Consider the following 23,737-nt stretch of genomic DNA (forward strand, 5'->3'; position numbering starts at 1 on the left):
CGGGACGGGCATGACCAGCTACACGCTTTCCCATTGGGGCACCTACGAGGTCGAACCCCGCGGGAACGGCTTGCCTGCCCTCAAGCCGTTCAGGCGCGATCGGGACCCGAGCCCGATCGGCCTTTACCAACTCGACCCGGCGCTCGACAGGCTCCGGGTCCGGCGCCCGGCGATACGCAAGAGCTGGCTCGATCACGGCCCTGGCACTGCATCGGAACGACGCGGCAGCGATCCCTTCGTCGAGGTCGAATGGGACCTCGCCCTCGACCTCGCAGCCGCCGAGATCGACCGGGTCCGGACGAGCCACGGCAATGCGTCGATCTTCGGTGGCTCCTATGGCTGGTCGAGTGCCGGCCGCTTTCACCACGCGCAAAGCCAGGTGCACCGCTTCCTGAATGCCGCCGGCGGCTATGTCCGGCATGTCGATTCCTACAGCCTGGGCGCCGCCAATGTCGTGCTGCCGCATATCGTGACCAGCATGGACGAACTGATGGCCGGCCATTCCTCCTGGGACACGCTGGCCGCGCATTGCGAGCTGTTCGTCAGCTTCGGCGGCGTGCCGGTCAAGAATGCGCAGATCAATGCCGGCGGCGTCGCCCTGCACGGCGTGCCGGCGGGCCTTGCCGGCATGCGCGCGGCCGGCACCCGCTTCGTCAATATCGGCCCGGTGCGCGACAATTTCGGCGCCGTCTCCGATGCGGCCGAATGGATCGCCTGCCGACCCAACACCGACACCGCCCTGATGCTCGCGCTGGCCTGGGTACTCTACAGCGAAGACCTGCACGACGAGGCCTTCCTCGACCGCTGCTGCACGGGTTTCGAGAACTTCGTCCCCTACCTCACCGGAGCCACCGACGGTGTGCCGAAGACACCCGAATGGGCCGAAGAGATCAGCGGCGTGCCTGCCGGAACCATCGTCGATCTTGCCCGCCATATGGCATCGGCACGCACGATGCTCAATGTTTCGTGGTCGATGCAGCGCGCCAGCCATGGCGAACAACCCTACTGGATGGTGGTGACGCTGGCGGCAATGCTCGGCCAGATCGGGAAGCCTGGCGGCGGTTTCGGCGTCGGTTATGGCGCGGCAAATCTTGTCGGCAGCGCCCACACCCGCATCAAGGGGCCGACGCTGTCGCAGCTCAAGCCGGGCATTCCCGACTTCATTCCGGTCGCCCGCATCGCCGACATGCTGCTCAATCCCGGCGCGCCCTTCACCTACAACGGCAAGACGCAGAATTACCCTGACATCCACCTGATCTATTGGGCCGGCGGCAACCCGTTCCACCATCACCAGGATCTCAACCGCCTGCTCAAGGCCTGGCAGAAGCCCGACACAGTCATCGTCAACGAGCAGTACTGGACGCCGACGGCCAAGCGCGCCGATATCGTCTTGCCGGCGACGATCTCGCTCGAACGCGACGATATCGGTTCCGCCACGCTGGAGGCCTTCATCGTCGCCATGAAGCAAGCAGTGCCGCCGGCGGGAGAGGCGCGCGACGACTACGCCATCTTCGCCGAATTGGCCGAGCGGCTCGGCTGCGGCGAAACCTTCTCCGAAGGGCTCGACGCGACGGGCTGGCTGTCGCGGCTCTACGAGGAATGCCGGCCGCTCAATCGCGCGCGCGGGCTCGACCTGCCCGATTTCGAAACCTTCTGGCGCGATGGGCTGATCGACCTGACCCCACTCGACCAGCCGGTCACCATGCTTGCCGATTTCGTCGCCGATCCGGAGCGCAAACCGCTCGGTACACCATCGGGCAAGATCGAGATCTTCTCGCAGCGTATCGCCGGCTTCAGCCTGGACGACTGCCCCGGCCATGCGACATGGATGGCACCGGTGGAGTGGCTGGGCGCCGGGCTCGCCACCAGATATCCGCTGCACCTTCTGACCGACCAGCCGGCGCGCCGGCTGCACAGCCAGCTCGACGCCAGCCCCCACAGCGCCGGCGGCAAGTCAAATGGGCGCGAGCTGGTCTACATGAACCCTCGGGATGCTGCGCAACGCGGGCTGGAACAAGGACAGATCGTCGAGCTGTTCAACGACCGCGGCCGCTGTCTGGCCGCCGTCACCATCACCGGCGACATCATGCCCGGCGTGGTGCGGCTCAACACCGGCGCCTGGTTCGATCCGGACCCCGTGACCGGGCTCGAAAAGCACGGCAACCCGAACGTGCTGACGCTCGACATGCCGGCGTCCGGCCTGTCGCAAGGCTGCAGCGCCCAGACGTGCCTTGTAGAGATCGCCGCCTTTGCCGGCCCGCTTCCACCTGTCACCGCCTTTTGCCTGCCGGACTTCGCGACATCATGACCACCGCACAGAGCGCGCCGCACCAACACATGCGTACCGTGTGGTGGCAAACCGCCAATCCGGCCCCTGTCACCCAGCCCTTGCGCGCTGCAAGCAAGGTCGACGTGGCAATCATCGGCGCCGGCTTCACCGGCCTGACCGCTGCACTCCACCTCGCCCGACGTGGCGCGCGTGTCGCCGTGCTCGAGGCGGAGACGATCGGCAGCGGCGCGAGCGGACTCAATGCCGGTTTCGTGGTGCCGAATTTCGCCAAGGCCGACCCTGCGGCGGTGGTTGGCAAGCTTGGCGAGGAACGCGGCTACAGACTGCTGCAGATGATCGGTGGCGGCGCCGATCGCGTCTACGCGACCATCCACGAACATGGCATCGCTTGCGATTCCGAGCAGGTCGGCTGGATGCATGTCGCGCATTCGGAAACGATGCTCGGCACCCTCGAACGCCGGGCGCAGGCCTGGCAGGCACTGGGCCGTCCGGTGCGCATGCTCAATTGCGGCGAGGCGCGCCGCCGCGCCAGCCTCAGGCACAATGCCGGCGCCCTCATCGATGAGAGCGGCGGCACACTGCACCCGCTCAACTACGCCTATGGATTGGCGAGCGCTGCCATCAAGGCCGGTGCATCGATCCACGAACACACACCTGTCCAGGCCGTGGAGCGGTCGAACGATGGCTGGCGGCTGACCAGCGGACAAAGCACGATCGACGCCGATAAGGTCCTGCTGTGCACCAATGCCTCGGAACAGGGCGCCGCCCGCCGCCTCGGCCGCATCGTCGTGCCGCTGCGCGTCTATCAGATTGCCACCGCCCCGCTCGACGAGGTCACTGTGCGGCGCATTTCGCCGGAGCGGAACCCCGTCGCCGACACGCGTGCCAATCTCTTCACCTTCAGGCTCGACCGCAACAACCGGCTGATCAGCGGCGGCATGTCGATGCTTCCGCTTGGCGCCGAGGCGCGCATGGCCGCGATGGTCGCCGGGCGCCTGCAGGCCGAGCTCGGCTTGCCGCGACCGCCTGCCGTCGAAAGCATCTGGCGCGGCACCGCCGCCATGACCACCGACTTCCTGCCACATGTCTATGAGTTCGGCCCGCGCTTCATCGGCGGCATCGGCTGCAACGGCCGAGGTATCGCCTTGACCGCCATGCTCGGCGAGGTGCTGGCCGACGCTGCGTCAGGCACGCCGCTCGACGCGTTGCCGATCCCCGAGGCTTCGCCGCGCGCCCTGCCGTTTCGCAGTTTCGCCGCTGCAGCCCCGTCGGTCGCCATCGCCCAGGCCAGGTGGCAGGACCGGCGCCAGGGATTGTAATCGCCCGCTAGCGCGGCATATCTCTGTCTGGCCTCGCAAAGGAGCCGTTTCGATGCTGATCCTCAACCGGCAGGCTGTCGCCGCCGCCTTGCCCATGGCCGACTGCATCGATGCGATGCGTACAGCGTTGTCGGACTTTGCCACCGGCAGCTACCGGCTGTTTCCGCGCCAGCAGCTCAATGCCGGCCCCGGCGAGGTGCTGATGGGGCTGATGCCGACATTCTCGCAAGCAGGCGGCGAGAAGCTCTGGTGCCTGAAGGATGTGCTGGTCGCTCACGACAATGCGGCGCGTGGCCTCGACAACCACCAGGGCGCCGTGCTGCTCAATGACGGCGAAACCGGCCAGTTGCGCGCCGTGCTCGACGCCACCGAAATCACCGCCCGGCGCACCGCCGCGACCTCTGCCGTGGCAACCGCGACCCTGGCCCGGCCCGGCGCCAGGACGGTTGCCATCCTCGGAACCGGCACGCAGGCCGAGACGCATATCGAGGCACTGCGCCATGTCATACCGGACGCAGCCTTCGTGCTCTGGGGCCGCTCGCGCGACAAGCTCGTGGAACTTGCCCGCAAGAGCGGCGGCGCGGTGGCCGACAGCGCGCAGGCCGCGGTCGCAGATGCCGACGTCGTCTGCACCTTGACCGGCTCGAAGGAACCTATCGTCGAGCTCGGCTGGCTGAAGCCGGGCTGCCACATCAATGCCGTCGGCTCGAGCAACCGCGCGGCCCGCGAGCTTGGCGACGACATCGTCGCCACTTCCGCCTTCTTCGTCGATTCGCGCAGCCAGGCCGCCGTCGAGTGCGGCGAGCTGCTGCAGCCACTCGAGCGCGGCGTGATCGGTCCCGACCATGCCCGTGCCGAGCTCGGCGAGGTGCTTGCCGGATTGCATCCGGGGCGGTCGTCACCGCGGGAGCTTACGGTGTTCAAGTCGCTCGGCATTGCCGTGGAGGATGCAGCGGCGGCCATCCGCGCCGTGAAGAACGCGACCGACAGGGGCCTCGGCCAAAGGATCGACTGGTAGAGCCTTCGCCGGCAAACAGTTCATGCGCGCCGTGCCGGCTTGATACCGTACGGCGCGATTTCTATGCTATGTACGAATTCATCGTTTGATCAAAAAAGGATGCTGGATGAGCGTCGATTTCCTGGAGCCCGTGTCGTCGCGCTCGACGATTCAGGACGGTATCTATCGCCAGCTGCGCAAGGCGCTGATGTCGGGCCATTTCGACCCCGGCCAGACACTGACCATCGCCATGCTGTCGGACACGTTCAAGACCAGCCACATGCCGGTGCGCGAGGCGCTGCGTCGCCTGATCGCGGAAAACGCGCTTGTGGTGCTGACCACCGGCTCGGCGCAGGTTCCCACCGTCAGCCTGGCCGCCCTGGACGATCTGTGCCTGACGCGCATCGCACTGGAAACGCTGGCGACCAAGCTCGCCACCGAGCGTTCGACGCCCGCCGACCGCAAGACCTTCCGGCATCTCGTCGAAGAGCATGAGGCGGCCGCCAACGACCGCAACCTCGAGGACATGATGGTCCGGAACCAGGAGCTGCATTTCGCCATCTACGAGTGCTGCGGCTCGCCCGTCATCATCCAGTTCATCCAGAGCCTGTGGCTGCGCTTCGGCCCCTATATGCGCATGTTGTCCGGCCATATCGAGCCGGTGCTGATCTCCGGCAAGTACCAGCCGAGCTCGCACCATCGCGACCTGATCGAGGCGATGGATGCCGGTGACGCGCGTGGCGCCGCCAAGGCGATCAAGGGCGACATCGAGACCACGCAGGCGTTGCTGCGCCGCCTGTGCAAGGAAACTGTCGAGACGAACTGACGGGCCGGCGCGCCGGCGCCGGCCCTTGCTGTCCGGCCGCTCAGACGGCGTGGCGCGAGGTGACCGGTTGCTCGCCGATCAGGCCGCGTGGGCGCAGCAGCAGCACCAGCACCAGCGCCAGGCCGATGATCATCGCCTGGGCGGCACCGCCATAGATCTGGAGCTGCACCGGCAACATCTTCGACGCCACAGCACCAATGACGCTCCAGATGCCCCAGACGACGATCGCGCCGAGGATGGCGCCGCGATTGTTGCCGCTGCCGCCGATGATCAGCATCGCCCAGATCTGGAAGGTCAGGATCGGCAGGAAGTCGAACGGGCTGACGAAGCCGATGAAGCTGGCATAGAGCGCACCTGCAAGGCCCATCAGCGTCGAGCCGATGACGAATGCCTGCAGCCGGAAGCTGCGGGTGTTCTTGCCCAGCGTCTCGGCCGCGACCTCGTCCTCGCGAATTGCCTTGAGCACGCGTCCCCATGGCGATCGCGCGATGCGCTCAAGCGCGACATAGGCGACGGCAAGGATCGCAACGATGACGGCGAGGTAGCCGAGATTGTTGGCCAGCGGCGTGGCAAACAGGCCGCGGAACGGGTTGGGGATCGAGGCGATGCCCATCGTGCCGCCGGTCAGTGCCTCGAAGTTGGTGGCGACGAGCTGGATGGTGACGGCTATGCCGAAGGTGGCGACAGCGAGGTAGTCGCCGCGCAGCCGGACCGTTGCCAGTCCGGTGATGAGCGCCGCAAGTGCTGCGGCAGCCATCGCGCCGACCACGCCGACGATCCAGGGCAGTTCGAAATTGCCAAGCAGTTCCGGCCGCGGTGGTGCCGTCAGGATCGCAAAGGTGTAGGCGCCGATGGCGTAGAAGCCGACGATACCAGCGTTGAACAGGCCGGTGCCGCCCCATTGCAGGTTGAGCCCAAGCGTCGCGATGCCGAGTATCAGCGCAACGGTGAGGAAGAATACGAGATACGAAACAAATCCGATCATCTGAGCCTCACACGCGTGCCGACCTGGAGAACAGGCCCTGCGGCCTGAGATAGAGGATGATGAGCAGCAGGCCGAAGGGCACCGCCGCCTTGTAGCCGGTCGGAATGACCAGCGCCGACAGGCTTTCGGTGAGGCCGACGATCAGGCCGCCGGCGACCGCGCCAAACAGGCTGCCGGTACCGCCGAGGATCGCCGCCGTGAACAGCGCCAGAAGCATGTTGAAGCCCATCTCCGGACGAATCTGCACGGTCAGGCCAGCAAATACGCCGGCTATTGCGGCAAGGGCGCCGCTCAGCATCCAGGTCCAGCGGACCACCTTGGCAATGTCGATGCCGCAGACCTGCGACAATGCCGGGTTCTCGGCCATCGATCGCATGGCGACGCCGATGCGGCTGTGTTTCAGGAACAGGTGCAGTGCCACGACCAGCGCCACGGTCAGCGCCAGGACGAGCACCTGGTCGGGCATCATCCTGACGTTGGGCAGGATCTCCAGCGAGATCTGCAGCTCCTGGCCATAATAGTGGGCGTCGGCACCCCAGACGAAGAGCACCAGATTGCGCAGGATCAGCGCGATGCCGAAGCTGGCGAAGACCAATGTCAGGCTGCTTGCGCGGCGCTTTCTGAGCCTGGAAAACACCAGCGTGTCGGCGGCGATGGCGATCAGCCCGGTGCCGATGCAGGAGACGACGATTGCCACGAGCAGCGGCCAGCCGAAGGAAAACGGGCCGATGGCTTGACCGGCGGGCAGGACGGTGACGACGGCAAGCGCCATGTAGGCGCCCCAGGTCAGCATTTCGGCATGGGCGAAGTTGGCGAATTTCAGCATGTGCGCGCACAGCGAATAGCCGATTGCCCCGAGCGCGAGGATACCGCCGGTCAAGAGACCGTCGGCGATGGCTTGTCCGATCATGATTTCCTCCGGAAGCCCAGGAATGCTTCGGCAATGGCGTCGTTGTCGAGCAGGTCGGCCGCCGTTCCCGTCATGTGGTTGCGGCCCTCGACCAGGACATAGGCACGGTCGGAAACCCGAAGGGCTGCCTTGGCATTCTGCTCCACCATCAGCACCGCGACTCCGCTCTTGGCGAGGCGGCGCAGGTCGTCGAGCACCTCGTGCACGATCTTGGGCGCCAGGCCAGCCGTGGGCTCGTCGAGCATGATGACGCGCGGGTCGGTCATCAGCGCGCGTGCCACCGCGAGCATCTGGCGCTGGCCGCCCGACAGCACGTTGGCAGCGGCGCGGCGGCGATCCGCCAGAGCAGGAAAATGCTCGAAGGCCCGTTGCACGCGTTCGCGCAACAGCGAACGCGGCAAGGTGTGGCCGCCGCTGATCAGATTGTCCTCGATCGACAGCGACGAAAAGACGTTGCTGGTCTGCGGCACGAAACCGACGCCCGCGGCGATGATCTCATGCGTCGGCAGCCCGGAAATGCGCTGGCCGCCGAGCCTGACCTCGCCGCCCTCGACCAGCACCAGGCCGGCCAACGCCTTGAGGAAAGTCGACTTGCCGGCCCCGTTCGGGCCGATCAGCGTGACCAGTTCGCCGGCATCGACGATGACCGAGATGTCGAAGACGATCGGCATGCCGGGGATATAGCTGGCGCGCAGGTTGCGCGCCTCGCAGACGGGTGCGCTCATGCCAGTTCTCCCACACTGACGTCACCGAGATAGGCGTCGACGACGCGCTGCTCCTTCATCACGCCGGCCGGGTCACCTTCGAAGATCACCCGGCCCTGCGCCATCACCACGATGTGGCGGCAGATGCGCATCACCATGTCCATGTTGTGCTCGACAATGAGGAAGGCGACGCCACGTTCGTTCAGCGCCACGATCTTGTCGATCAGCGTCTCGATGAGCGTCGGGTTGACGCCGGCCGTCGGCTCGTCGAGCAGGATGAGCGGCGGGTCGACCATCATGACGCGGGCAAGTTCGAGCAATTTCTGCTGGCCGCCCGAAAGCACCCCGGCGAGGTCGCGCGCCTTGTCGGCGAGGCCGGTGAAGGCGAGAACCTCCATCGCCCTTTCGCGGGAGCGGCGCTCCTCGGCGGCGACAAGGCCGCTGCGGAACCAGTTGTTCCAGAATGTCTCGCCCGACTGAGCGGTGGCCGACAGCATGACGTTCTCGAGTACCGACATCTGGGGAAACGGCCGCGGGATCTGGAAGGTCCGCGCCAGGCCGGCGCGGAAGATCCTGTCGGGCCTGAGGCCCGAAATGGGCTTGCCGTCGAAGATCACCTCGCCGGCGCTCGGCTGAACTTCGCCGGCAATGAGGCCGAACAACGTGCTCTTGCCGGCGCCGTTGGGACCGATCAGGCCGGTGATCTGGCCCGCCTTGACCGAAATGTCGACACCGTCCACGGCCTTGAGCGCGCCGAAACTCCTCGAGAGGCCCCGGGTCTGCAGGATGACATCGCCGGTCTGTGTCATGCGCTGCCCCGCCTTTCGCCGCTGGCCGGCGCGCCATCGCGGCCGTCCCAGAGATTGTTGAAGAACCTGGACAGCCGATCCATGCCTTCGTCCAGCCGCTCGAGGCTCTCGGAGCCGAAGCAGACGCGAAGATGGCCTTCGCCCGACCGACCATAGAAGCTGCCGGCTTCGACGACCACATCCGCCTCGTCAAGGATCCTTTCGGCAAGCGCCTGCGACGGGATGCCGAAGGCCGAGATGTCGGGGAAAGCGTAGATGGCGCCTTGCGGCGACGGGCACTTCACACCCGGCATCTGGTTCAGGCGGCGAACGACGAGATCGCGCTTCTGGCGGTCGTGGTCGACCAGTTCGGCAAGCACTGCGGAAGGGCCGGTGATCGCGGCACGACCACCGGCCTGGATAAATGTATTGACGTGGGTGGCGTCGTTGGCGGTGATCTTCAGCAGCCCGGGCATCGCCCAGGAAGGGGCTGCCATGTAGCCGAGACGCCACCCATCCATGGCAAAGGATTTGGTGAATGCAAAAGCGGTGATGGTGCGCTCGGCCATGCCGGGCAGTGCCGCGATGCTGACATGCTCGCGGCCATCATAGACCATGTCTTCGTAGACCTCGTCGGAGACGACGAGCAGGTCGCGCCGGATCGCCAGTTCGGCGAGGCCCTCGAGCTCGGTGCGCGAATAGACGCGGCCGGTCGGGTTGACCGGATTGACCAGCACGATCATCCGGGTGCGCTCGGTGATGGCGGCCTCGATCAGCTCGGGCCTGAGGGCGAAGTCGTCGGCTGCATCCAGCGTCACGAACACTGGCCTGGCGCCGGCCAGTTCGATCTTGCCGATGTGCTGGGGATAAAACGGGTCGAGCAGGATCGCTTCGTCACCCGGATCGAGCAAGGCAAGGAACGCCGCGAACGAGGCATGCGTCAGGCCATTGGTGACCAGGATGTCGGCTGCGCTCACATCCATGCCGTTCTGGTTGCGCAGCTTTTCGGCGAGCGCCTCACGAAAGCTCGCGGTGCCTTTGAGGTCGCTGTAGTGGACGTCGCCGGCCAGGATCGCCGCGATCGTCGCCTGCTTGATGTGTTCGGGCGTGTCGGCCGCCGGGCGGCCGAGTTCGAGATGGATGAGGTCGCGCCCGCTGCCGGCGAGTGCCGCAGCCTTCTGGTACATGCCGAATGATTTCTGTGGCGTCCCGGAGATACGCCGCGCGACCCGCCTCATTGTCCCACCTTGGCAACATCTGCAGCGGTGTCGGCCTGACGCCGCGCGATGACCTCGAGCTCGACCTTGATCTCCTCGACGGCGAAACCGACGATGACGGTGGTGTTGGTCGGGCGCGGATCGGAGAAGGTCTGGCCGAGCAGGCGCGAGACGGCATTGACGTCGTCGCGGCTGGCAAGATTGACGCGCACCGACACTATGTCGCGCATGCTGGAGTCCGCCTCGGCCAGGGCAGCGGCGATGATGTCGAGCGCGCGGCGCGTCTGCACCGCCGCGTCCGGGTCGAAGCCGCCGATCTCGGGATCGTATCCCGCCGTACCCGAAACGAAAATCCAGTCGCCATCGACCACGGCTCGTGAGTAGCCAGCCAGTTCCTCGAAGGGAGAACCTGAATAGATCGCTTTTCGGGTCATTGGTCGCCTCTGCCTTTCGCGCTCATTTGATCAAACCATCATCGTGATAACGTAAGTTCGCGGTGAGATCAACTGCCTCGGAATGGTGTCGGCGTTTTGCCTTGATGAACGGAGGTTGCAGGGATTGAAACGGTCGGTAGCCCTTTGCCGGACACCGGCTCGCGAACGCCGGCCTGACCGGCGCGGCAGTCAAATGCGCGTGACCCACGGCGATATCGCGTAACAAAGCCACCTCCATCTCCGTATCCTCTACTGGCGGGCCGAACAGGTCCCCCGGGCGTCCCGCAAGCGGCATGGCCCAGGAACGACAAACGGGAGTAGTTCGATGACAAGGAAACTCGTTGCGGCAAGACGGACCGTTGCCGGCTGTCGCCCGGCATTCTGGCTTTCGGTCGCGGCTGCCGTATTTGGCGCCTGGGCTCTGACGACCCCTGGTGTGGCGCAGGAGGGGATAAAGATTCCGCCGCCGGCGATCGACGCGACTGCGCAAGGCAATTCGGAGGTGGCGGTACTCGCAGGCGGCTGCTTCTGGGGCGTGCAGGGTGTGTTCCAGCACGTCGAGGGCGTCACCAACGCCGTGTCAGGCTATGCCGGCGGCGACAAGCAGACGGCGCAATACAACGTCGTCGGCAGCGGCGCGACCGGCCACGCGGAGGCGGTCAAGGTCACCTTCGATCCGAGCAAGATCAGCTATGGTCGGATCCTGCAGGTCTATTTCTCGGTCGCGCATGACCCGACCCAGCTCAACCGCCAGGGTCCAGATACCGGCACCCAATACCGCTCGACCATCTTCCCGACCGATGCCGAACAGGCGAGAGTTGCCAAGGCCTATGTCGCACAGCTCGACAAGGCCAAGGTCTTCGACGCGGCGATCGCGACGACGATCGAACCCGGACGCGCCTTCTACAAGGCCGAGGACTATCATCAGGACTTCCTGAGCCTGAACCCGACCTACCCCTACATCGTCTACAACGACCTGCCGAAGATCGAGAACCTCAAGCGCCTGTTCCCGGATCGCTACCGCAATGACCCGGTGCTGGTCTCGGAGGCCAAGGCATCCAACTGATAACAACGGGCGTTCCAGCAGGCAGCATCTTGGCGCGATGTGCCCGACCGGAACGTCGCAAGCAGGCGCCTGGAACAACCGTGTGGATGAAGCCTAGTCCTGCTTCGGGAACCAGCCGCCACTGGAGCTGCGGCTGAGGCGCGGCGAGGTAATGGCGCCGTGGATATGGGCGATGTAGCTGGCATCGAGCTCGGTGATCGCCCGGCGCCAGACGTCGCCCTGCAGCATGCCGAAGACGGCGGCGGCCGGCCGCATGCCGGCCTTGGCCAGCAGCTTCAGCACCGCCAGCATCGAGGTGCCGGAGCTTATCACATCGTCGACGACCAGCACTCGCCGTCCCTCGAGCAGCGGCAGCATGCGCGGATCGAGATAAAGCCGCTTGGCGTGCTCCGGACTGGTGATCGAGCTCATCGGCTCGGATAGTTCCTCGCTGTACCAGAACTTTCGCGACGTCCCGAGCGCCACCATCCTGTCATGCCCGAGACGCCGAGCAACGCCATTGGCCAAAGGCAGGCCGAGCGTCGGCACGCCGATGACGACCTCGGGCGCGTAGACCCGGGCATGGGCCGCCATGGCATCCGACAGCGCATCCTCGACGGCGAAGCTCGCCTGGTTGACGATCATCGAGGCCACTGCCTGGCTGCCGTCGCCCGGCAGGACGCGGACGGGCAGCGCGATCTGACGTCCGTCGGGCAGCGATGCCGGATAGAGGTCGTGGAAGCCGTCCGCCGGTGCAGCGTCGAACGTGTCCGCGGGATAAACTGTCTGCCAGAATTGATGCGGAGCGAGTGGCACAACGGGCCTTTCTGTTGCAGAAGGGGACATGCGGCGCTGATGGCCCTGGGCGCCTGAGATTGCAGAACCGGGCCGAACGGAGTTTGCGTGATGACATCGACGGCCGGGCACGACAAGGGCGAAATCGAGATGCTGACGGCGCTGCGCCGCGACATCCACGCCCATCCCGAGCTGGGCTTCGAGGAACTACGCACATCAGGCATCGTGCAGAAGATGCTGGCCGAGGCCGGCATCTCGGTGCAGACCGGGCTCGGCAAGACCGGCGTCGTCGGCACGCTGAAGCTCGGCGACGGCTCGCGCCGCATCGCGCTGCGCGCCGACATGGACGCGCTCGCCATGCCCGAGATGGCCCAAGACCGGGCCTACAAGTCGACCGTGTCAGGCAAGATGCACGCCTGCGGCCATGACGGCCATACCGTCATGCTTTTGGGTGCCGCCCGCGAACTCGCCCGTCGCAAGAGCTTTTCCGGCACTGTGCATTTCATCTTCCAGCCGGCCGAGGAAGGTCGTGGCGGCGCCAAGGCGATGATCGAGGACGGTTTCTTCAAGCAGTTTCCGGTCGATGCCGTCTACGGTCTGCACAACATGCCCGGCATCGCCACCGATAGCATGGCGGTTGTTGCAGGGCCGCAGCTCGCCTCGTCCGACCGCTGGACCGTCACCTTCAAGGGCATCGGCACCCATGGCGCCAAGCCGCATCTCGGCCGCGACGCGATGACGGCCGCCGGCCAGTTCCTGACAGCACTCCACACCATCGTCGCACGCCGCGTCGATCCCCTCCAGCCGGCGGTGGTCAGCGCCTGCGCCATGGAAGCGGGCAGCTTCGAGGCGCTCAACGTCATCCCCGATCTGGTCAAGATCGGCGGCACCTCGCGCGCCTATTCGGCCGCCGTGCGCGACCAGCTGGAAAAAGAGATCGGCGCGCTGGCCGAGGGCTCGGCGAAGCTCTACGGCATCGAGGCAGAGTACCGCTATTTCAGGCAGATGCCGCCTGTCGTGAACGACCGGGACACGACACGCCGGGCATTGGCTGCGGCTCAGGCAGCCTTGGGCATCGACAAGGTGATGACCGAGTTTCCGCCATCGACCGCCGGCGACGACTTCGCCATGTTCAGCCAGGAAGTGCCCGGCGCATATGTCTGGCTCGGCAACGGCCCCGCCGTCGACGGCGCCCTGCACCACAACAGCCACTACGACTTCAACGACGACGCGCTGGCGAGCGGCGTGAAGTTCTGGACGACGCTGGTCGAGCAGGAGCTGGCGGCGGCGTAGTTGTTGGTCGTCAGCGCGCGCTGAAAGCCCCCTCTCCGTCACGGCTTCGCCGTGCCACCTCTCCCCACTTCGTGGGGCGAGGAAACGCTAATCGCCAGCGATGCCCTGAACACATAGGTTCACCCAGAATGAACCAAGCTTTGCTGCAGCAACGATATCTGGACCTCAGAACTTGGGTTCCTCACCCCCACGAAGGGGGAGAGGTGGCACGGCAAAGCCGTGACGGAGAGGGGGCCTTCCCTTCTGCTACGAAGCGCTACTCCGCCTTCAGCCTGCCATAGAGCAGCTTCAGCACCGCAGCGCTCTCGACCTTCAATGCCACCGAAACCGCAGCCCCATCTTCTGAAACCGTCAGCGCGCCCGCATCGCGAGTCGTGCCGGTGTCGACCGCCAGCTTCAGCGTCTCGCAGCCAAACAACTCTTCGTCCAGCGCCAGCAGCATCACGCAGGGGTCGTGCAGCGGCCGGCTTTCGCCGCCAGTGGTCGACTGGAAATAGGCGTCGATCAGCGCACCCGAAGCGACAGCCGCCGGTACATCGGATGCCTGCAGCATGGCCGTGTCGTCGCGCGTGGCGCGGACCTTGCGGGTAACGTCGAGCGGGATCAGCGTCATGTCGAGCCCGGCGCCAAAGACGATCTCGGCGGCCTCCGGATCGGCGGCGATGTTGAACTCGGCGCGCGGGCCGATATTGCCCGGCTCGTGCACCGCACCACCCATGGCGATGACGCGGCCGATGCGGCCAGCGGCCTCCGGGTACTCGGTAACCAGGCGAGCGATGTTGGTCAGCGGGCCGAGCGCCAGGATGTCGATGCTGCCGGTTTCCGCGGTCCGGAGCGTGTCGCGCAACCAGGTGACTGCGTCGCCGGCCACGGGCTGTGAAAGCGCATCGAGGAAGGCCACACCGCCGAGGCCGTCATTGCCGTGAATGTCGGCGGTGTCGAAACCCTTGCGCGACAGCGGCCCGGCGGCACCGGCGATGACAGGCACGTCGACCCGGCCCTCAAGCGCGAGGATGCGGCCGGCATTGCGCGTCGTCGTTGCAATGCCGATGTTGCCGGCGACCGTCGTGATTCCGATGACGTCGAACTCGGCCGACTTCAGCGCCAGCAGGATCGCCACTGCATCGTCGATGCCGGGATCGGTGTCGATGATCACCTTGCGGGTGGGTTTCAGCTGCATGGCGCGACCTTTCGTTCCAGTCTCAAATCAAGTCCGTCTGGCTTCACATCATCGCATCAGGGGAATCAAGCCGAAATGCTTGTCCCAGCACCGCTCGACCGCTCACTGCTGGCACAGTGGAAACGGGTTCCGATTTCGCTGGTGATGCAGTAGAGGCGAGGCCATGACCAAGACAGCTCCTTTGCCCGCCGACCTCCTCATCGATCCCGCCGACGAAATCCTGATCAGGCAGGACCTCGTGCTTGTTGCCCTCGGCAAGCGCGAAGCCGATCGCCTCGTCCAGCTCGGCCGCGTGCTCGACGTGCACACCGGCACCTGGATGGACGATTGCGAGGTGGCGATCCGCGGCCGCCGCATCGCCTATGTCGGCCCCGCCGGCAGCTTCGCGGGCACGGCGCGTGAGACCATCGACCGCACGCATCTTGCGGCGGTGCCGGGCTTCGGCGAGGTGCACAAGCACATCGAAAGCTCGCATCTGACGCCAGAGCACGAGACAGCCCTTGTCATGCCGCGTGGCAACACCTGGACCTGCGAGGCGAGCCACGAATTTTCCAACGTCAACGGCACCAACAATCTCGAATTCTGGCTGACGGCGCGCCGTGCCGGCTCGCCGATGAAGATCTTTCCGCTGCCCGGCTCGGCGGTTCCGCCGACGGCTTATGAAGGCGGCGGCGGCCATTTCGGCTATGCCGAGCAGATCGGCTTCCTCGGCGAGAGCACGATGGTCGCCGGCCTCGACGAGGTCATGGACTGGCCGGCCGTCTGGAACCCCGAGAACCCGTCCTATGGCAGGCTCTGGGGCATGATCCAGGCGACATTCGAGAAGCGCGGCGTGGTCGAGGGCCATGGCGCCGGCCTGCGCGACCTGCCGTCGATCAATGCGTTCGCCGCCGCCGGCCTGTCCTCCGACCACGAAGCGTGGACGCCCGAGGAGGCATGGGACAAGCTCCGGCACGGCGTTTTCATCGAGGTCCGCCCGCATTCGATGCCCGACATCATCAAGGGCCTGCTCGAACGCGGCTTGCGCGACTGGAGCCAGGTGGCCTTCGCCACCGACGACCGCAGCGCCTCCGACACGCTGAAAATGGGCGCGACCGACCACAATGTCCGCCTCGCCATCGAAAGCGGGCTGGCGCCGGAGATCGCCTACCAATGCGTGTCGATCAACCCGGCGCGGCACATGCGGCTGACACCGTTTGTCGGCTCCATCGCCCCCGGCCGCTTCGCCGACATGGTGCTGCTCGACAAGGCAGCGACCGTGTCGATCGCGGAGGTCTGGGCCGATGGCGAACAGGTGTCCGAGGGCAAGCGTTTCACCGGCCACCTGCCTGCCATCGACTGGCCTGACTGGGCGACGAAGACGGTCAATGTCGGCCGCAAGCTGACCGCCGCAGACTTCGCCGTCGCTGCCGAGCCGGGCCGCGCGACGATGCAGGCGGCACTGCTGCGCCCATTCCACTGGGATGACAACTTCATCACCACGGAACTTCCGGTGGCCGATGGCGCCGTACAGCGCGACAGCGACCGCAACATAACCAAATTTGCCGTCGTCGACCGCTATTCAGGCAAGGGCCGCGTCGCCAAGATGTTCTGGCTCGGCTGTGGCCCGAAGACGCCTGACACGGCCGTTGGCTGCACGGTGGCGCACGACCAGCACAACATCTGGGTCGTCGGCTCGTCCGATGCCGCCATGGCCGAGGTGGTCAACCGCATCTCGCAGAACCAGGGCGGCTGGGCGCTGGTCACATCAGGCAAGGTCGTCGCCGACGTGCATTACGAGGTCGGCGGCCTGATGACCAACCGCCCGGCCGAGGCGCTCGATGCCGAGATGGAGGCGCTCTATGCAGAAGCCAACAAGATCGACTGGCTCTATGAACCAACGTTTTCGCCGCGCTGGTTCCCCGGCTTCCCCGAGCGCCTGCAGTTCGCCACGCTGACCTGCGCACCTTGGCGCTGGGTGCTTGTGGCGCCGACGGATGCGGTGCCCGAGGGGTTCGTGAACGTGCAGACGGGTGAGAGCCACAAGGTGGTTTGGTAGGCGAGACTTTGGTGCGTCCTTCGAGGCGCCCCCTCTCCGTCACGGCTTCGCCGTGCCACCTCTCCCCCGCTTTGCGGGGGCGAGGAAAAGCCAATCGCCCGCCGCTCCGGAACTGGTGAAACATCAGCGGGCGAGCGTCGAAGGACGCCCCACCTGCAGCCTCAGCCCTTGTCGTGCGCAAACGCCGCGAGGATGCGGGCCCAGGACCGGATGCCCTTGCGGAAGCTCGAAAGGTCGTATTTTTCGTTCGGGCTGTGGATGCGATTGTCGAAGCGGGCGAAGCCGATCAGCAAAGAATCCATGCCGAGCTTTTCCTTGAAGGCGGAGACGATCGGGATCGAGCCGCCGCTGCCGGCCACTGCCGCCTCGCGCTCCCACTCTTCGGTCAGCGCGCCGAGCGCCTTGGTGAGAAACGCGCCGTCGATCGGCATGACGGTCGCGGCACTCGCACCGTGGTCGATGAACTCGACCGAACAATCGGCCGGGATGTGGGCGCGGACATGGGCACGGAAGGCATCGCGGATCTTTTCCGGATCCTGGCCGGCGACGAGGCGGAAGGAGATCTTGGACTGCGCTTTGGCCGGTATGACCGTCTTGAAGCCTTCTTCGGTGTAGCCGCCGATGATGCCGTGGATTTCGCAGCTCGGGCGTGCCCAGACCTGCTCGAGCACAGAGCGGCCGCTTTCGCCGGCGGGAATCGAGAGGCCGATATCGCCCAGAAAGCCCTTGTCGTCGAAAGGCAGGCGCTGCCACTGCGCCTTGATGGCGTCGGGCAGTTCGGTGACGCCGTCGTAGAAACCTTGGACAGCCACGCCGCCGTCTGGCGTGCGCAGGCTGGCGACGATGTCGGACAGCACCTGCAAGGGATTGCGCGCGGCGTTGCCGTAGATGCCCGAATGCAGGTCGCGGTTGGAGCAGGAGATAACGATCTCCTCCTTCAGCACGCCGCGCAGCATGGTGGTCACCGCTGGCGTCTCGGCGTCCCACATGTCGGTGTCGCAGACGAGCACGACATCAGCCTTGAGTTCGGCACCGGTCGTGTCGAGAAAGGGCGGCAGGCTCGGGCTGGAGATCTCTTCCTCGCCCTCGAACAGCACCGACACCTGGATCGGCAGGCTGCCGGCGACGGCCTTCCAGGCGCGGCACGCCTCGACGAAGGTCAAGAGCTGGCCCTTGTCGTCGGAGGCGCCGCGGGCAACGATGTGGGTCTCGCCATCGGGCTGCGGCACGAGCTTCGGCTCGAACGGGTCGGAGTGCCACAGACCACGCGGATCGACGGGCTGGACGTCGTAATGGCCGTAGAACAGCACATGCGGCCCCTGCCCCGTGCGGTCGTGGCCGACCACCATCGGGTGGCGCGCGGTCGGACGCACCGAGGCGTCGAAGCCGAGTTCGCCGAGTTCTTTCTTCAGCCATTCGGCGGCGCGCTTGCAGTCCGGGGCATGCGCCGGATCGGTCGAGACAGATGGAATACGGATCAGGTCGAACAGGCGCGCAAGGCTTGCGTCGATATTGGCGTCGACATTGGCGAGCACCTTGTCGAGATGCGTCGAGGCTTCTGATCGGTTCATTGCTTTGTCCTTCCCTCTACGTCCCGGACGCTCGTCCGGACCTCAGCCCGCAGCGTCGATGCGGGCCATCTCGGCTTTGAAGCTCTGCGCCACCTGCAGCGCGTCGCGCAGCACCTTCTTGCGTTCGAGGCTCAGTCCCTCGCGGCCGCGCATCAGCCAGTCGCCGCCCACCATGACGTCGCACACGTCGGTCGGCAGGGTGGCGAAGACCAGCGTGGAATAGATGTCATAGACCGGCTGCTGGCGCGGCGAGGCCAGGCTGACGCGGATGAGATCGGCTTGCTTGCCCGGCTCGAGCGAGCCGACCTTTGCATCCAGGCCCAGCACCTTGGCGCCATCGCGGGTCGCCATGCGCACGACGTCGACCGAGGCCATCGGCTTGCGGCTGTGGCCGAGCAATTTCTGGAACATCGACACCGGCGCGAACTGCGAGAACAGGTCGAGCGTGTTGCCGCTCATCGCGCCATCGGTCGAAATCCCCACCGGAATGCCGGCCTTTCGCATCGCCTCGACGGGTGCGATGCCGCGCCCGGCCTTGCCGTTGGAGCGGGCATTGTGGGCGACGCAGACTTTTGCATGCGCCATGCGCTCGATGTCGGTCTCATCGACATGCAGGCAGTGCGCGCAGATCAGGCCCCGGCGCAGCAGGCCCGCCTTCTCGACGACCTCGATCGGTCGCATGCCGTGGGTTTTTTCAGCCCACGCCATCTCGGCATCGCTCTCGGCCAGATGCATCTGCACAGGCACGTCGGGATGGTCGTCCGCCCAGCGGGCGATGCGCTCCATCGTCGTCATGCCGGTCGAATAGGGCGCATGCGGGGCAATCGACGGGATGACCCTATAATGTCCGGCGAATTCGGCGACGAGTTGTTCGGTGAGAGCAAAACCTTCGTCGACCGACTTGTGGTCGGGCGGATCGAAGTCGGCGATGGTCTGGCCCAGCACGCCGCGGATGCCGGCATTGGCCACAACCCGCGCGACTTCGGTCTCGAAGTAATACATGTCGGCGACTGTGGTGACGCCACCCTCGATCAGCTCGAGCGCGGCAAGTGCCGTTCCCGCACGCACTGCCTCGGGCCGCACGAACTTGCGTTCCAAGGGCAGGATGTAGCGGTAGAGCCGGTCGTCGACGTCCTCGCCGAGGCCGCGGAACAGCGTCATCGCCATGTGGCAATGCGGGTTGACCATGCCGGGCATGACGACATCGCCGCCGGCGTCAACAATTTCCGCGCCGACAATTGCGGGGGCCTCGCCCACGCCGACGGCCTTGATGACCTCGCCCTCGACATGGACCCAGCCCTTGTCGACGACGGGCATGTCCTCCGTGCAGGGGAGGACGGTGGCGTTGGTGATGAGGATGGACATGGTCGCTCCTCGGGTCACTCCGGTTTCAGCACGCAGCACTGGTCGGGCACCGGCACCAGCTTGGCCCGCGTGCCCGGTTCCAGCGGCGCCGACAGCGAGCCGTTGGCGATCAGTTGGCCGGCAGCAGTGTCCGCCTGGTACTGGTAGGCGCGACCAAGATAGGTGCGCAGGCCAAGCGTTGCGGGAATGCCCTCGGCGTTGGCGTCCGTCGAGACGGCCAGGCCATCCGCGCGTGCGGCCAGCACAAACACGTCTGGGATCGCGCCGAAACGGTCCTGCGACAGCTTGAGCTGCGATCCGTCATCGGTCACGGCCGTCACTTCAGCGCCGTCGCGTGCGGAAACCTTCATCGGCACCAGGTTCTCGAAGCCGACGAAGCGGGCGACAAACGTATTGGCCGGGCGCTGGTACAGCGTCTCGGGCGTGTCGAACTGCATGATGCGGCCGGCATTCATGATGGCGACGCGGTCGGAGATCGAGAACGCCTCTTCCTGGTCGTGGGTGACATAGACCGAGGTGGTGCCATTGGCGCGCTGCAGCTGGCGGATCTCGACGCGCATGTCGACACGCAGCTTGGCATCGAGGTTGGACAGCGGCTCGTCGAACATCAAAAGCGGCGGCTCGATGACGAGTGCACGCGCAAGCGCCACGCGCTGCTTCTGGCCGCCGGAGAGCGCGCCCGGCAGGCGATCGGCGAGCTGCGACAGGCCGACGCGTTCGAGCATTGCCCTGGCGCGCTTCTCGCGATCACCAGGAGCCACGCCGCGCTGCTTCAATCCGAAGCCGACATTGTCGAGCACCGAGAGATGCGGGAACAGCGCGTAGTTCTGGAACACCAGGCCGATGTCACGCTTGTAGGCCGGCAGCCGGGTCAGGTCCTTGTCGCCAAGGCGGATCGAGCCGGAGGTCGGCTCGAGGAAGCCGGCGATGAGGCGCAGCGTCGTCGTCTTGCCGCAGCCCGAGGCGCCGAGCAGCGAGACGAGCTCGCCTTTGCCGACCGAGAGCGACAGGTCCTCCAGCACCTTGGTGGCGCCGTAGTGGGCGGTGAGATTCTGGACTGTAAGTGCCTGGGTCATATGGGTCTACTTCGCAAGGAAGGTGAGGCCGAGCGTGCGCTCGACGATGGCCATGACTGCCACGGTCAGCAGCATCAGCAGCACCGACACCGACGCGATCGTCGGATCGAAGAACTGCTCGACATGGGCGAGGATCTGGATCGGCAGCGTCGAGACGCCGGGTCCGGTGAGGAACAGCGACGTCGACACGTCGTTGATCGAGGTGATGAAGGCCAGGATGAAGGCCGCGATCACGCCAGAGCGGACGTTGGGCAAAACGATGGTGAAGAAGGTCTTCACCGGCGGGCTGCCGAGGCTGACGGCGGCTTCCTCGATCGAGAAATCGAACGAGGCGAGGCTCGCCGAAACGACACGCACGCAATAGGGCAGCACCAAGAGCATGTGGCCGACGAGCAGCGTCAGGAAGATCGGCGTCTGCATGCCCACCGCCACCGATTTCAGCAACGAGAAGCCGAGCACGATCTCGGGCACCAGGATCGGCAGCACAAAGACGGTCGACAGCCAGGACGGCAGCTTGATGCGGTAGCGGTTGAGCGCATAGGCCGCCGGAATGCCGATCAACAGCGCCAGTCCCGTCGCCAGGAAAGCGAGCTGGAGGCTGGTGATGATGGTGCGCTTGAAGGCGCTGATCTCGAAGATGTTCTCGAACCAGCGCAAAGTCAGGCCTTGCGGCGGGAAGGTCAGATAGGTGGTGTCGCTGACCGAGGCGCCAAGCACGATGATCAGCGGCCCCATCAGGAAGATGTAGACCAGGACGGTGAACAGGATGAGCAGGGGATTGATACGGCTGGTCATCATGTCGCCATCGGGTTGAGACGCCGCGCAACGCGGCTCATGGCAAGAACGACGGCGACAGTGATCACCACCATGATTGCCGCGATTGTGGAAGCGCCGACCCAGTCGAACGACACCATGGCACGCTGGTACATCAGCGTGCCCATCACCATCTGGCGCTCGCCGCCGAGCAGCTGGGGCGTGGCGTAGGCAGTGAACGAGCCGGTGAAGACGAGAACGGCGCCGACGATCAGACCGGGCACGGCGAGCGGCAGGATGACCTGCCGGAAGGTCGCCGCCGGCGTGGCGCCAAGCGATGACGAGGCCTGGACGATGTCGTCGGGGATGTTCTCCAGCACGCCAACAAGCGTCAGGATCATCAGCGGCACGAAAAGATAGACCATCGCAACGATGACCGACCCTTGCGTGTAGAGCATCGACAGCGGCTCTGAGATCGCGCCGATGCCGACCAGGAAATTGTTCAGGATGCCATTCTTGCCGAGGATGATCAGCCAGGCGAAGGAGCGGACGACGACACCGGTCAACAGCGGGAAGACGGCCGCGATGATCAGAAGGCTCTTCAGCTTGCCCGGCGACTTCGACACGACATAGGCGGTGAGGAAGCCGACGACGAGCGAAATCGCTGTGGTCGCCAGCGAAATCTCGATGGTGCGCCAGAGCACGGTGCGGCGGAAGCCGCTGTTGAAGAAGGCGATGTAGGGCGCAAAGATGCCGCCATCCTCGCCGAAGGTCGTGGCGATGGTCGCGGCCACCGGCAGTATCAGGAACACCAATACGGCCAGCGTAGCCGGCCCTGCGAGCCACCATCCGGCAAAGCGTTTCAGCATGAAATCTCTTCCAGTTTCCACGGACAGATGGCGTCCGGGAGATCTTGTTGCGGCGTGCTACCCCTCATCGGGCGGCCGCGAAAGGCGCAGAATGCCGCAAGGGCTGTGACAGCGGCAAGAAAACGTCCGGGGCGTTGCCCCCGGCACACAGTGGCGGGCGGGAAAGCCATGCCTTCCCGCCCTGAAAGCAATTACATGCCGAACACTTCATTCCAGCGGTCGACCCATTCGGTCTTGGCCGTGTTCATCTTCTCGTAGTCGACCTGCTTCAGCGAGGCGATCATGTCGGCGCCGTAGGTCCACAGCTTGGCCTGCTCGGGCGTCAGCTCGACGGCCTTGACGACGGGCGCATCGACGCCGTTCTCGGCGGTCTTCTGCTGCACTTCCTTCGACAGCACGAAGTTGATGAACTCATGCGCCAGCTCGACATTGGCGGCGCCCTTCGGGATGTTGATGGTGTTCAGCGTTGCGATCGCGCCATCAGAGAGATTGGCCCATGCAGCGGTGGGCACGGCGGCCTGGATCTGGGCCAGCGTGAAGTCCTGCGCGACAGCCGCCGAGATTTCACCGGTTGAGAACAGGTTCACCAGCTCGGAGCCGGTGTTGTAGTTCTTGACGACGTTCGGCTTCAGCGCCTCGACAGCCTTGAAGGCGGCGTCGGCATCGGCAAAGGCGTCGACGCCGGCGTGGGTGCCGGCCACCATGACGGCCATCGGGCCGGCGGTGGTGGTGATACCGGGCAGCGACAGCGAGGCCTTGAAGTCTTCCTTCCAGAGGTCGTTCCACGAGGTGATCGGCGCCTTGACCTTGGCGCTGTCGTAGATCACGCCGACGCGGCCGATGGTGTAGGCCGGGCCGAATTCGCCCTGCGGTGCCTTGGCAAGATCGTAGAGACCTTCAAGGTTCGGCACCTTGGACTTGTCGATCGGCTGGAACAGGCCTTCCTTGATGCCGATCTGCGAGTAGGCATCCGTGAAGTAGGCGACGTCGACGCCCTCGCCATTGCGGATCTTGATCTTGTTGAGACGGTCGGCGTTGTTGCCGGTCTCGAACACGATCTCGCAACCGCATTTCTCCTTGAACGGCTTGACGATGTACTCGTCAAGCTTGTCGCCGTTGAAGCCCCACCAGGAGATGGTCAGGGTCTTGCCCTGGGCGAACGCCGGCGCAGCGACGAGGGTCGTCGCGAGGCCGGCAACTCCAGCCGCGAGGAGGGTGTGAAATCGTGTCATGGAAAGCCTCTGTTGTTTGACGCCCTGGCACCTGGGGGCGCACGGAGGGA

22 protein-coding genes are annotated in these 23,737 nt (G+C 65.5%); 7 read left to right on the forward strand and 15 right to left on the reverse strand.

Annotation, left to right across the window (positions count from 1 at the left end):
* Window positions 1-10 precede the first annotated feature (10 nt).
* The 4 genes from IG197_RS13900 (at window position 11) to IG197_RS13915 (ending at window position 5,432) form a co-directional block, all read left to right on the forward strand.
* Window positions 11-2,308: a molybdopterin guanine dinucleotide-containing S/N-oxide reductase gene (locus IG197_RS13900; protein WP_192312632.1), complete on the forward strand. Its 2,298-nt coding sequence runs from the start codon at window positions 11-13 to the stop codon at window positions 2,306-2,308.
* Window positions 2,305-3,609 carry an FAD-binding oxidoreductase gene (locus tag IG197_RS13905; RefSeq protein WP_192312635.1) on the forward strand — a complete coding sequence of 435 codons (1,305 nt, stop codon included), beginning with the start codon at window positions 2,305-2,307 and terminating at the stop codon, window positions 3,607-3,609. The genes IG197_RS13900 and IG197_RS13905 overlap by 4 nt, the downstream gene beginning before the upstream one ends.
* A 52-nt stretch (window positions 3,610-3,661) precedes the next feature.
* Window positions 3,662-4,627 carry an ornithine cyclodeaminase family protein gene (locus IG197_RS13910; RefSeq protein WP_154385218.1) on the forward strand — a complete coding sequence of 322 codons (966 nt, stop codon included), beginning with the start codon at window positions 3,662-3,664 and terminating at the stop codon, window positions 4,625-4,627.
* A gap of 106 nt (window positions 4,628-4,733) precedes the next feature.
* A complete protein-coding gene (locus IG197_RS13915) occupies window positions 4,734-5,432 on the forward strand; it encodes a GntR family transcriptional regulator (protein WP_067955535.1) in 699 nt (232 codons plus the stop codon).
* Between the two features lie 40 nt (window positions 5,433-5,472).
* Here the strand turns inward: IG197_RS13915 and IG197_RS13920 are convergent, their stop codons facing one another.
* Genes IG197_RS13920 through IG197_RS13950 form a run of 7 tightly spaced genes read right to left on the reverse strand, consistent with a single transcriptional unit; the run spans window position 5,473 to window position 10,708 of the window.
* Entirely contained in the window at window positions 5,473-6,417 is a 945-nt protein-coding gene (locus tag IG197_RS13920; RefSeq protein ID WP_154385219.1) for a branched-chain amino acid ABC transporter permease, read from the reverse strand.
* Between the two features lie 7 nt (window positions 6,418-6,424).
* Complete coding sequence (locus tag IG197_RS13925; RefSeq protein ID WP_154385220.1) at window positions 6,425-7,327, reverse strand: branched-chain amino acid ABC transporter permease; 903 nt, start codon at window positions 7,325-7,327, stop codon at window positions 6,425-6,427.
* Entirely contained in the window at window positions 7,324-8,052 is a 729-nt protein-coding gene (locus IG197_RS13930; protein ID WP_067955541.1) for an ABC transporter ATP-binding protein, read from the reverse strand. Before IG197_RS13930 ends, IG197_RS13925 begins: the two co-directional genes overlap by 4 nt.
* Window positions 8,049-8,840, reverse strand: coding sequence for an ABC transporter ATP-binding protein (locus IG197_RS13935; RefSeq protein ID WP_182574510.1), 792 nt, complete (start codon window positions 8,838-8,840; stop codon window positions 8,049-8,051). Before IG197_RS13935 ends, IG197_RS13930 begins: the two co-directional genes overlap by 4 nt.
* On the reverse strand, window positions 8,837-10,057 hold the full coding sequence (locus tag IG197_RS13940) for a pyridoxal phosphate-dependent aminotransferase (protein ID WP_154385222.1): 1,221 nt from the start codon (window positions 10,055-10,057) through the stop codon (window positions 8,837-8,839). The genes IG197_RS13935 and IG197_RS13940 overlap by 4 nt, the downstream gene beginning before the upstream one ends.
* Window positions 10,054-10,470 (reverse strand): Rid family hydrolase, encoded by a 417-nt coding sequence (locus IG197_RS13945; protein ID WP_067955545.1) that lies wholly within the window; start codon window positions 10,468-10,470, stop codon window positions 10,054-10,056. Before IG197_RS13945 ends, IG197_RS13940 begins: the two co-directional genes overlap by 4 nt.
* 22 nt (window positions 10,471-10,492) lie before the next feature.
* The gene (locus IG197_RS13950) at window positions 10,493-10,708 is read right to left on the reverse strand and encodes a hypothetical protein (RefSeq protein WP_192312638.1); all 216 of its coding nucleotides are present in this window, start codon (window positions 10,706-10,708) and stop codon (window positions 10,493-10,495) included.
* A gap of 87 nt (window positions 10,709-10,795) precedes the next feature.
* On the opposite strand from IG197_RS13950, the gene msrA reads away from it, so the two are divergent.
* The gene (gene msrA, locus IG197_RS13955; RefSeq protein WP_192312641.1) at window positions 10,796-11,536 is read left to right on the forward strand and encodes a peptide-methionine (S)-S-oxide reductase MsrA; all 741 of its coding nucleotides are present in this window, start codon (window positions 10,796-10,798) and stop codon (window positions 11,534-11,536) included.
* A gap of 93 nt (window positions 11,537-11,629) precedes the next feature.
* On the opposite strand, the gene IG197_RS13960 is transcribed toward msrA, so the two are convergent.
* On the reverse strand, window positions 11,630-12,331 hold the full coding sequence (locus IG197_RS13960; protein ID WP_192312644.1) for a phosphoribosyltransferase: 702 nt from the start codon (window positions 12,329-12,331) through the stop codon (window positions 11,630-11,632).
* 90 nt (window positions 12,332-12,421) lie between these two features.
* Between IG197_RS13960 and IG197_RS13965 the strand changes: the two genes are divergently transcribed.
* Window positions 12,422-13,603: a M20 aminoacylase family protein gene (locus IG197_RS13965; RefSeq protein WP_192312647.1), complete on the forward strand. Its 1,182-nt coding sequence runs from the start codon at window positions 12,422-12,424 to the stop codon at window positions 13,601-13,603.
* Between the two features lie 256 nt (window positions 13,604-13,859).
* Here IG197_RS13965 and IG197_RS13970 read toward each other — a convergent pair whose 3' ends face one another.
* Window positions 13,860-14,783: a nucleoside hydrolase gene (locus IG197_RS13970; protein WP_192312649.1), complete on the reverse strand. Its 924-nt coding sequence runs from the start codon at window positions 14,781-14,783 to the stop codon at window positions 13,860-13,862.
* 163 nt (window positions 14,784-14,946) lie between these two features.
* On the opposite strand from IG197_RS13970, the gene IG197_RS13975 reads away from it, so the two are divergent.
* Window positions 14,947-16,821: an adenine deaminase gene (locus IG197_RS13975; RefSeq protein ID WP_192312651.1), complete on the forward strand. Its 1,875-nt coding sequence runs from the start codon at window positions 14,947-14,949 to the stop codon at window positions 16,819-16,821.
* Between the two features lie 161 nt (window positions 16,822-16,982).
* Here IG197_RS13975 and IG197_RS13980 read toward each other — a convergent pair whose 3' ends face one another.
* From IG197_RS13980 to IG197_RS14005, 6 genes are all read right to left on the reverse strand, one after another.
* Complete coding sequence (locus IG197_RS13980; protein ID WP_192312653.1) at window positions 16,983-18,392, reverse strand: M20/M25/M40 family metallo-hydrolase; 1,410 nt, start codon at window positions 18,390-18,392, stop codon at window positions 16,983-16,985.
* A gap of 42 nt (window positions 18,393-18,434) precedes the next feature.
* Entirely contained in the window at window positions 18,435-19,757 is a 1,323-nt protein-coding gene (locus tag IG197_RS13985; RefSeq protein ID WP_192312655.1) for an amidohydrolase family protein, read from the reverse strand.
* A gap of 14 nt (window positions 19,758-19,771) precedes the next feature.
* Entirely contained in the window at window positions 19,772-20,833 is a 1,062-nt protein-coding gene (locus IG197_RS13990) for an ABC transporter ATP-binding protein (protein ID WP_192312657.1), read from the reverse strand.
* 6 nt (window positions 20,834-20,839) lie between these two features.
* Entirely contained in the window at window positions 20,840-21,631 is a 792-nt protein-coding gene (locus IG197_RS13995) for an ABC transporter permease (protein WP_210346867.1), read from the reverse strand.
* Window positions 21,628-22,452: an ABC transporter permease gene (locus IG197_RS14000; protein WP_192319753.1), complete on the reverse strand. Its 825-nt coding sequence runs from the start codon at window positions 22,450-22,452 to the stop codon at window positions 21,628-21,630. The genes IG197_RS13995 and IG197_RS14000 overlap by 4 nt, the downstream gene beginning before the upstream one ends.
* Before the next feature lie 194 nt (window positions 22,453-22,646).
* A complete protein-coding gene (locus IG197_RS14005) occupies window positions 22,647-23,687 on the reverse strand; it encodes a PotD/PotF family extracellular solute-binding protein (protein ID WP_067955562.1) in 1,041 nt (346 codons plus the stop codon).
* Window positions 23,688-23,737 lie beyond the last annotated feature (50 nt).

The organism is Aminobacter sp. SR38, from assembly GCF_014843375.1.
Classification (GTDB): domain Bacteria; phylum Pseudomonadota; class Alphaproteobacteria; order Rhizobiales; family Rhizobiaceae; genus Aminobacter; species Aminobacter ciceronei.

Coding starts and splice junctions, on each gene's coding strand:
- IG197_RS13900 (WP_192312632.1), top strand. CDS start 11: ATGACCAGCTACACGCTTTCCCATTGGGGCACCTACGAGGTCGAACCC.
- IG197_RS13905 (WP_192312635.1), top strand. CDS start 2,305: ATGACCACCGCACAGAGCGCGCCGCACCAACACATGCGTACCGTGTGG.
- IG197_RS13910 (WP_154385218.1), top strand. CDS start 3,662: ATGCTGATCCTCAACCGGCAGGCTGTCGCCGCCGCCTTGCCCATGGCC.
- IG197_RS13915 (WP_067955535.1), top strand. CDS start 4,734: ATGAGCGTCGATTTCCTGGAGCCCGTGTCGTCGCGCTCGACGATTCAG.
- IG197_RS13920 (WP_154385219.1), bottom strand. CDS start 6,417: ATGATCGGATTTGTTTCGTATCTCGTATTCTTCCTCACCGTTGCGCTG.
- IG197_RS13925 (WP_154385220.1), bottom strand. CDS start 7,327: ATGATCGGACAAGCCATCGCCGACGGTCTCTTGACCGGCGGTATCCTC.
- IG197_RS13930 (WP_067955541.1), bottom strand. CDS start 8,052: ATGAGCGCACCCGTCTGCGAGGCGCGCAACCTGCGCGCCAGCTATATC.
- IG197_RS13935 (WP_182574510.1), bottom strand. CDS start 8,840: ATGACACAGACCGGCGATGTCATCCTGCAGACCCGGGGCCTCTCGAGG.
- IG197_RS13940 (WP_154385222.1), bottom strand. CDS start 10,057: ATGAGGCGGGTCGCGCGGCGTATCTCCGGGACGCCACAGAAATCATTC.
- IG197_RS13945 (WP_067955545.1), bottom strand. CDS start 10,470: ATGACCCGAAAAGCGATCTATTCAGGTTCTCCCTTCGAGGAACTGGCT.
- IG197_RS13950 (WP_192312638.1), bottom strand. CDS start 10,708: ATGGAGGTGGCTTTGTTACGCGATATCGCCGTGGGTCACGCGCATTTG.
- msrA (WP_192312641.1), top strand. CDS start 10,796: ATGACAAGGAAACTCGTTGCGGCAAGACGGACCGTTGCCGGCTGTCGC.
- IG197_RS13965 (WP_192312647.1), top strand. CDS start 12,422: ATGACATCGACGGCCGGGCACGACAAGGGCGAAATCGAGATGCTGACG.
- IG197_RS13970 (WP_192312649.1), bottom strand. CDS start 14,783: ATGCAGCTGAAACCCACCCGCAAGGTGATCATCGACACCGATCCCGGC.
- IG197_RS13975 (WP_192312651.1), top strand. CDS start 14,947: ATGACCAAGACAGCTCCTTTGCCCGCCGACCTCCTCATCGATCCCGCC.
- IG197_RS13980 (WP_192312653.1), bottom strand. CDS start 18,392: ATGAACCGATCAGAAGCCTCGACGCATCTCGACAAGGTGCTCGCCAAT.
- IG197_RS13985 (WP_192312655.1), bottom strand. CDS start 19,757: ATGTCCATCCTCATCACCAACGCCACCGTCCTCCCCTGCACGGAGGAC.
- IG197_RS13990 (WP_192312657.1), bottom strand. CDS start 20,833: ATGACCCAGGCACTTACAGTCCAGAATCTCACCGCCCACTACGGCGCC.
- IG197_RS13995 (WP_210346867.1), bottom strand. CDS start 21,631: ATGATGACCAGCCGTATCAATCCCCTGCTCATCCTGTTCACCGTCCTG.
- IG197_RS14005 (WP_067955562.1), bottom strand. CDS start 23,687: ATGACACGATTTCACACCCTCCTCGCGGCTGGAGTTGCCGGCCTCGCG.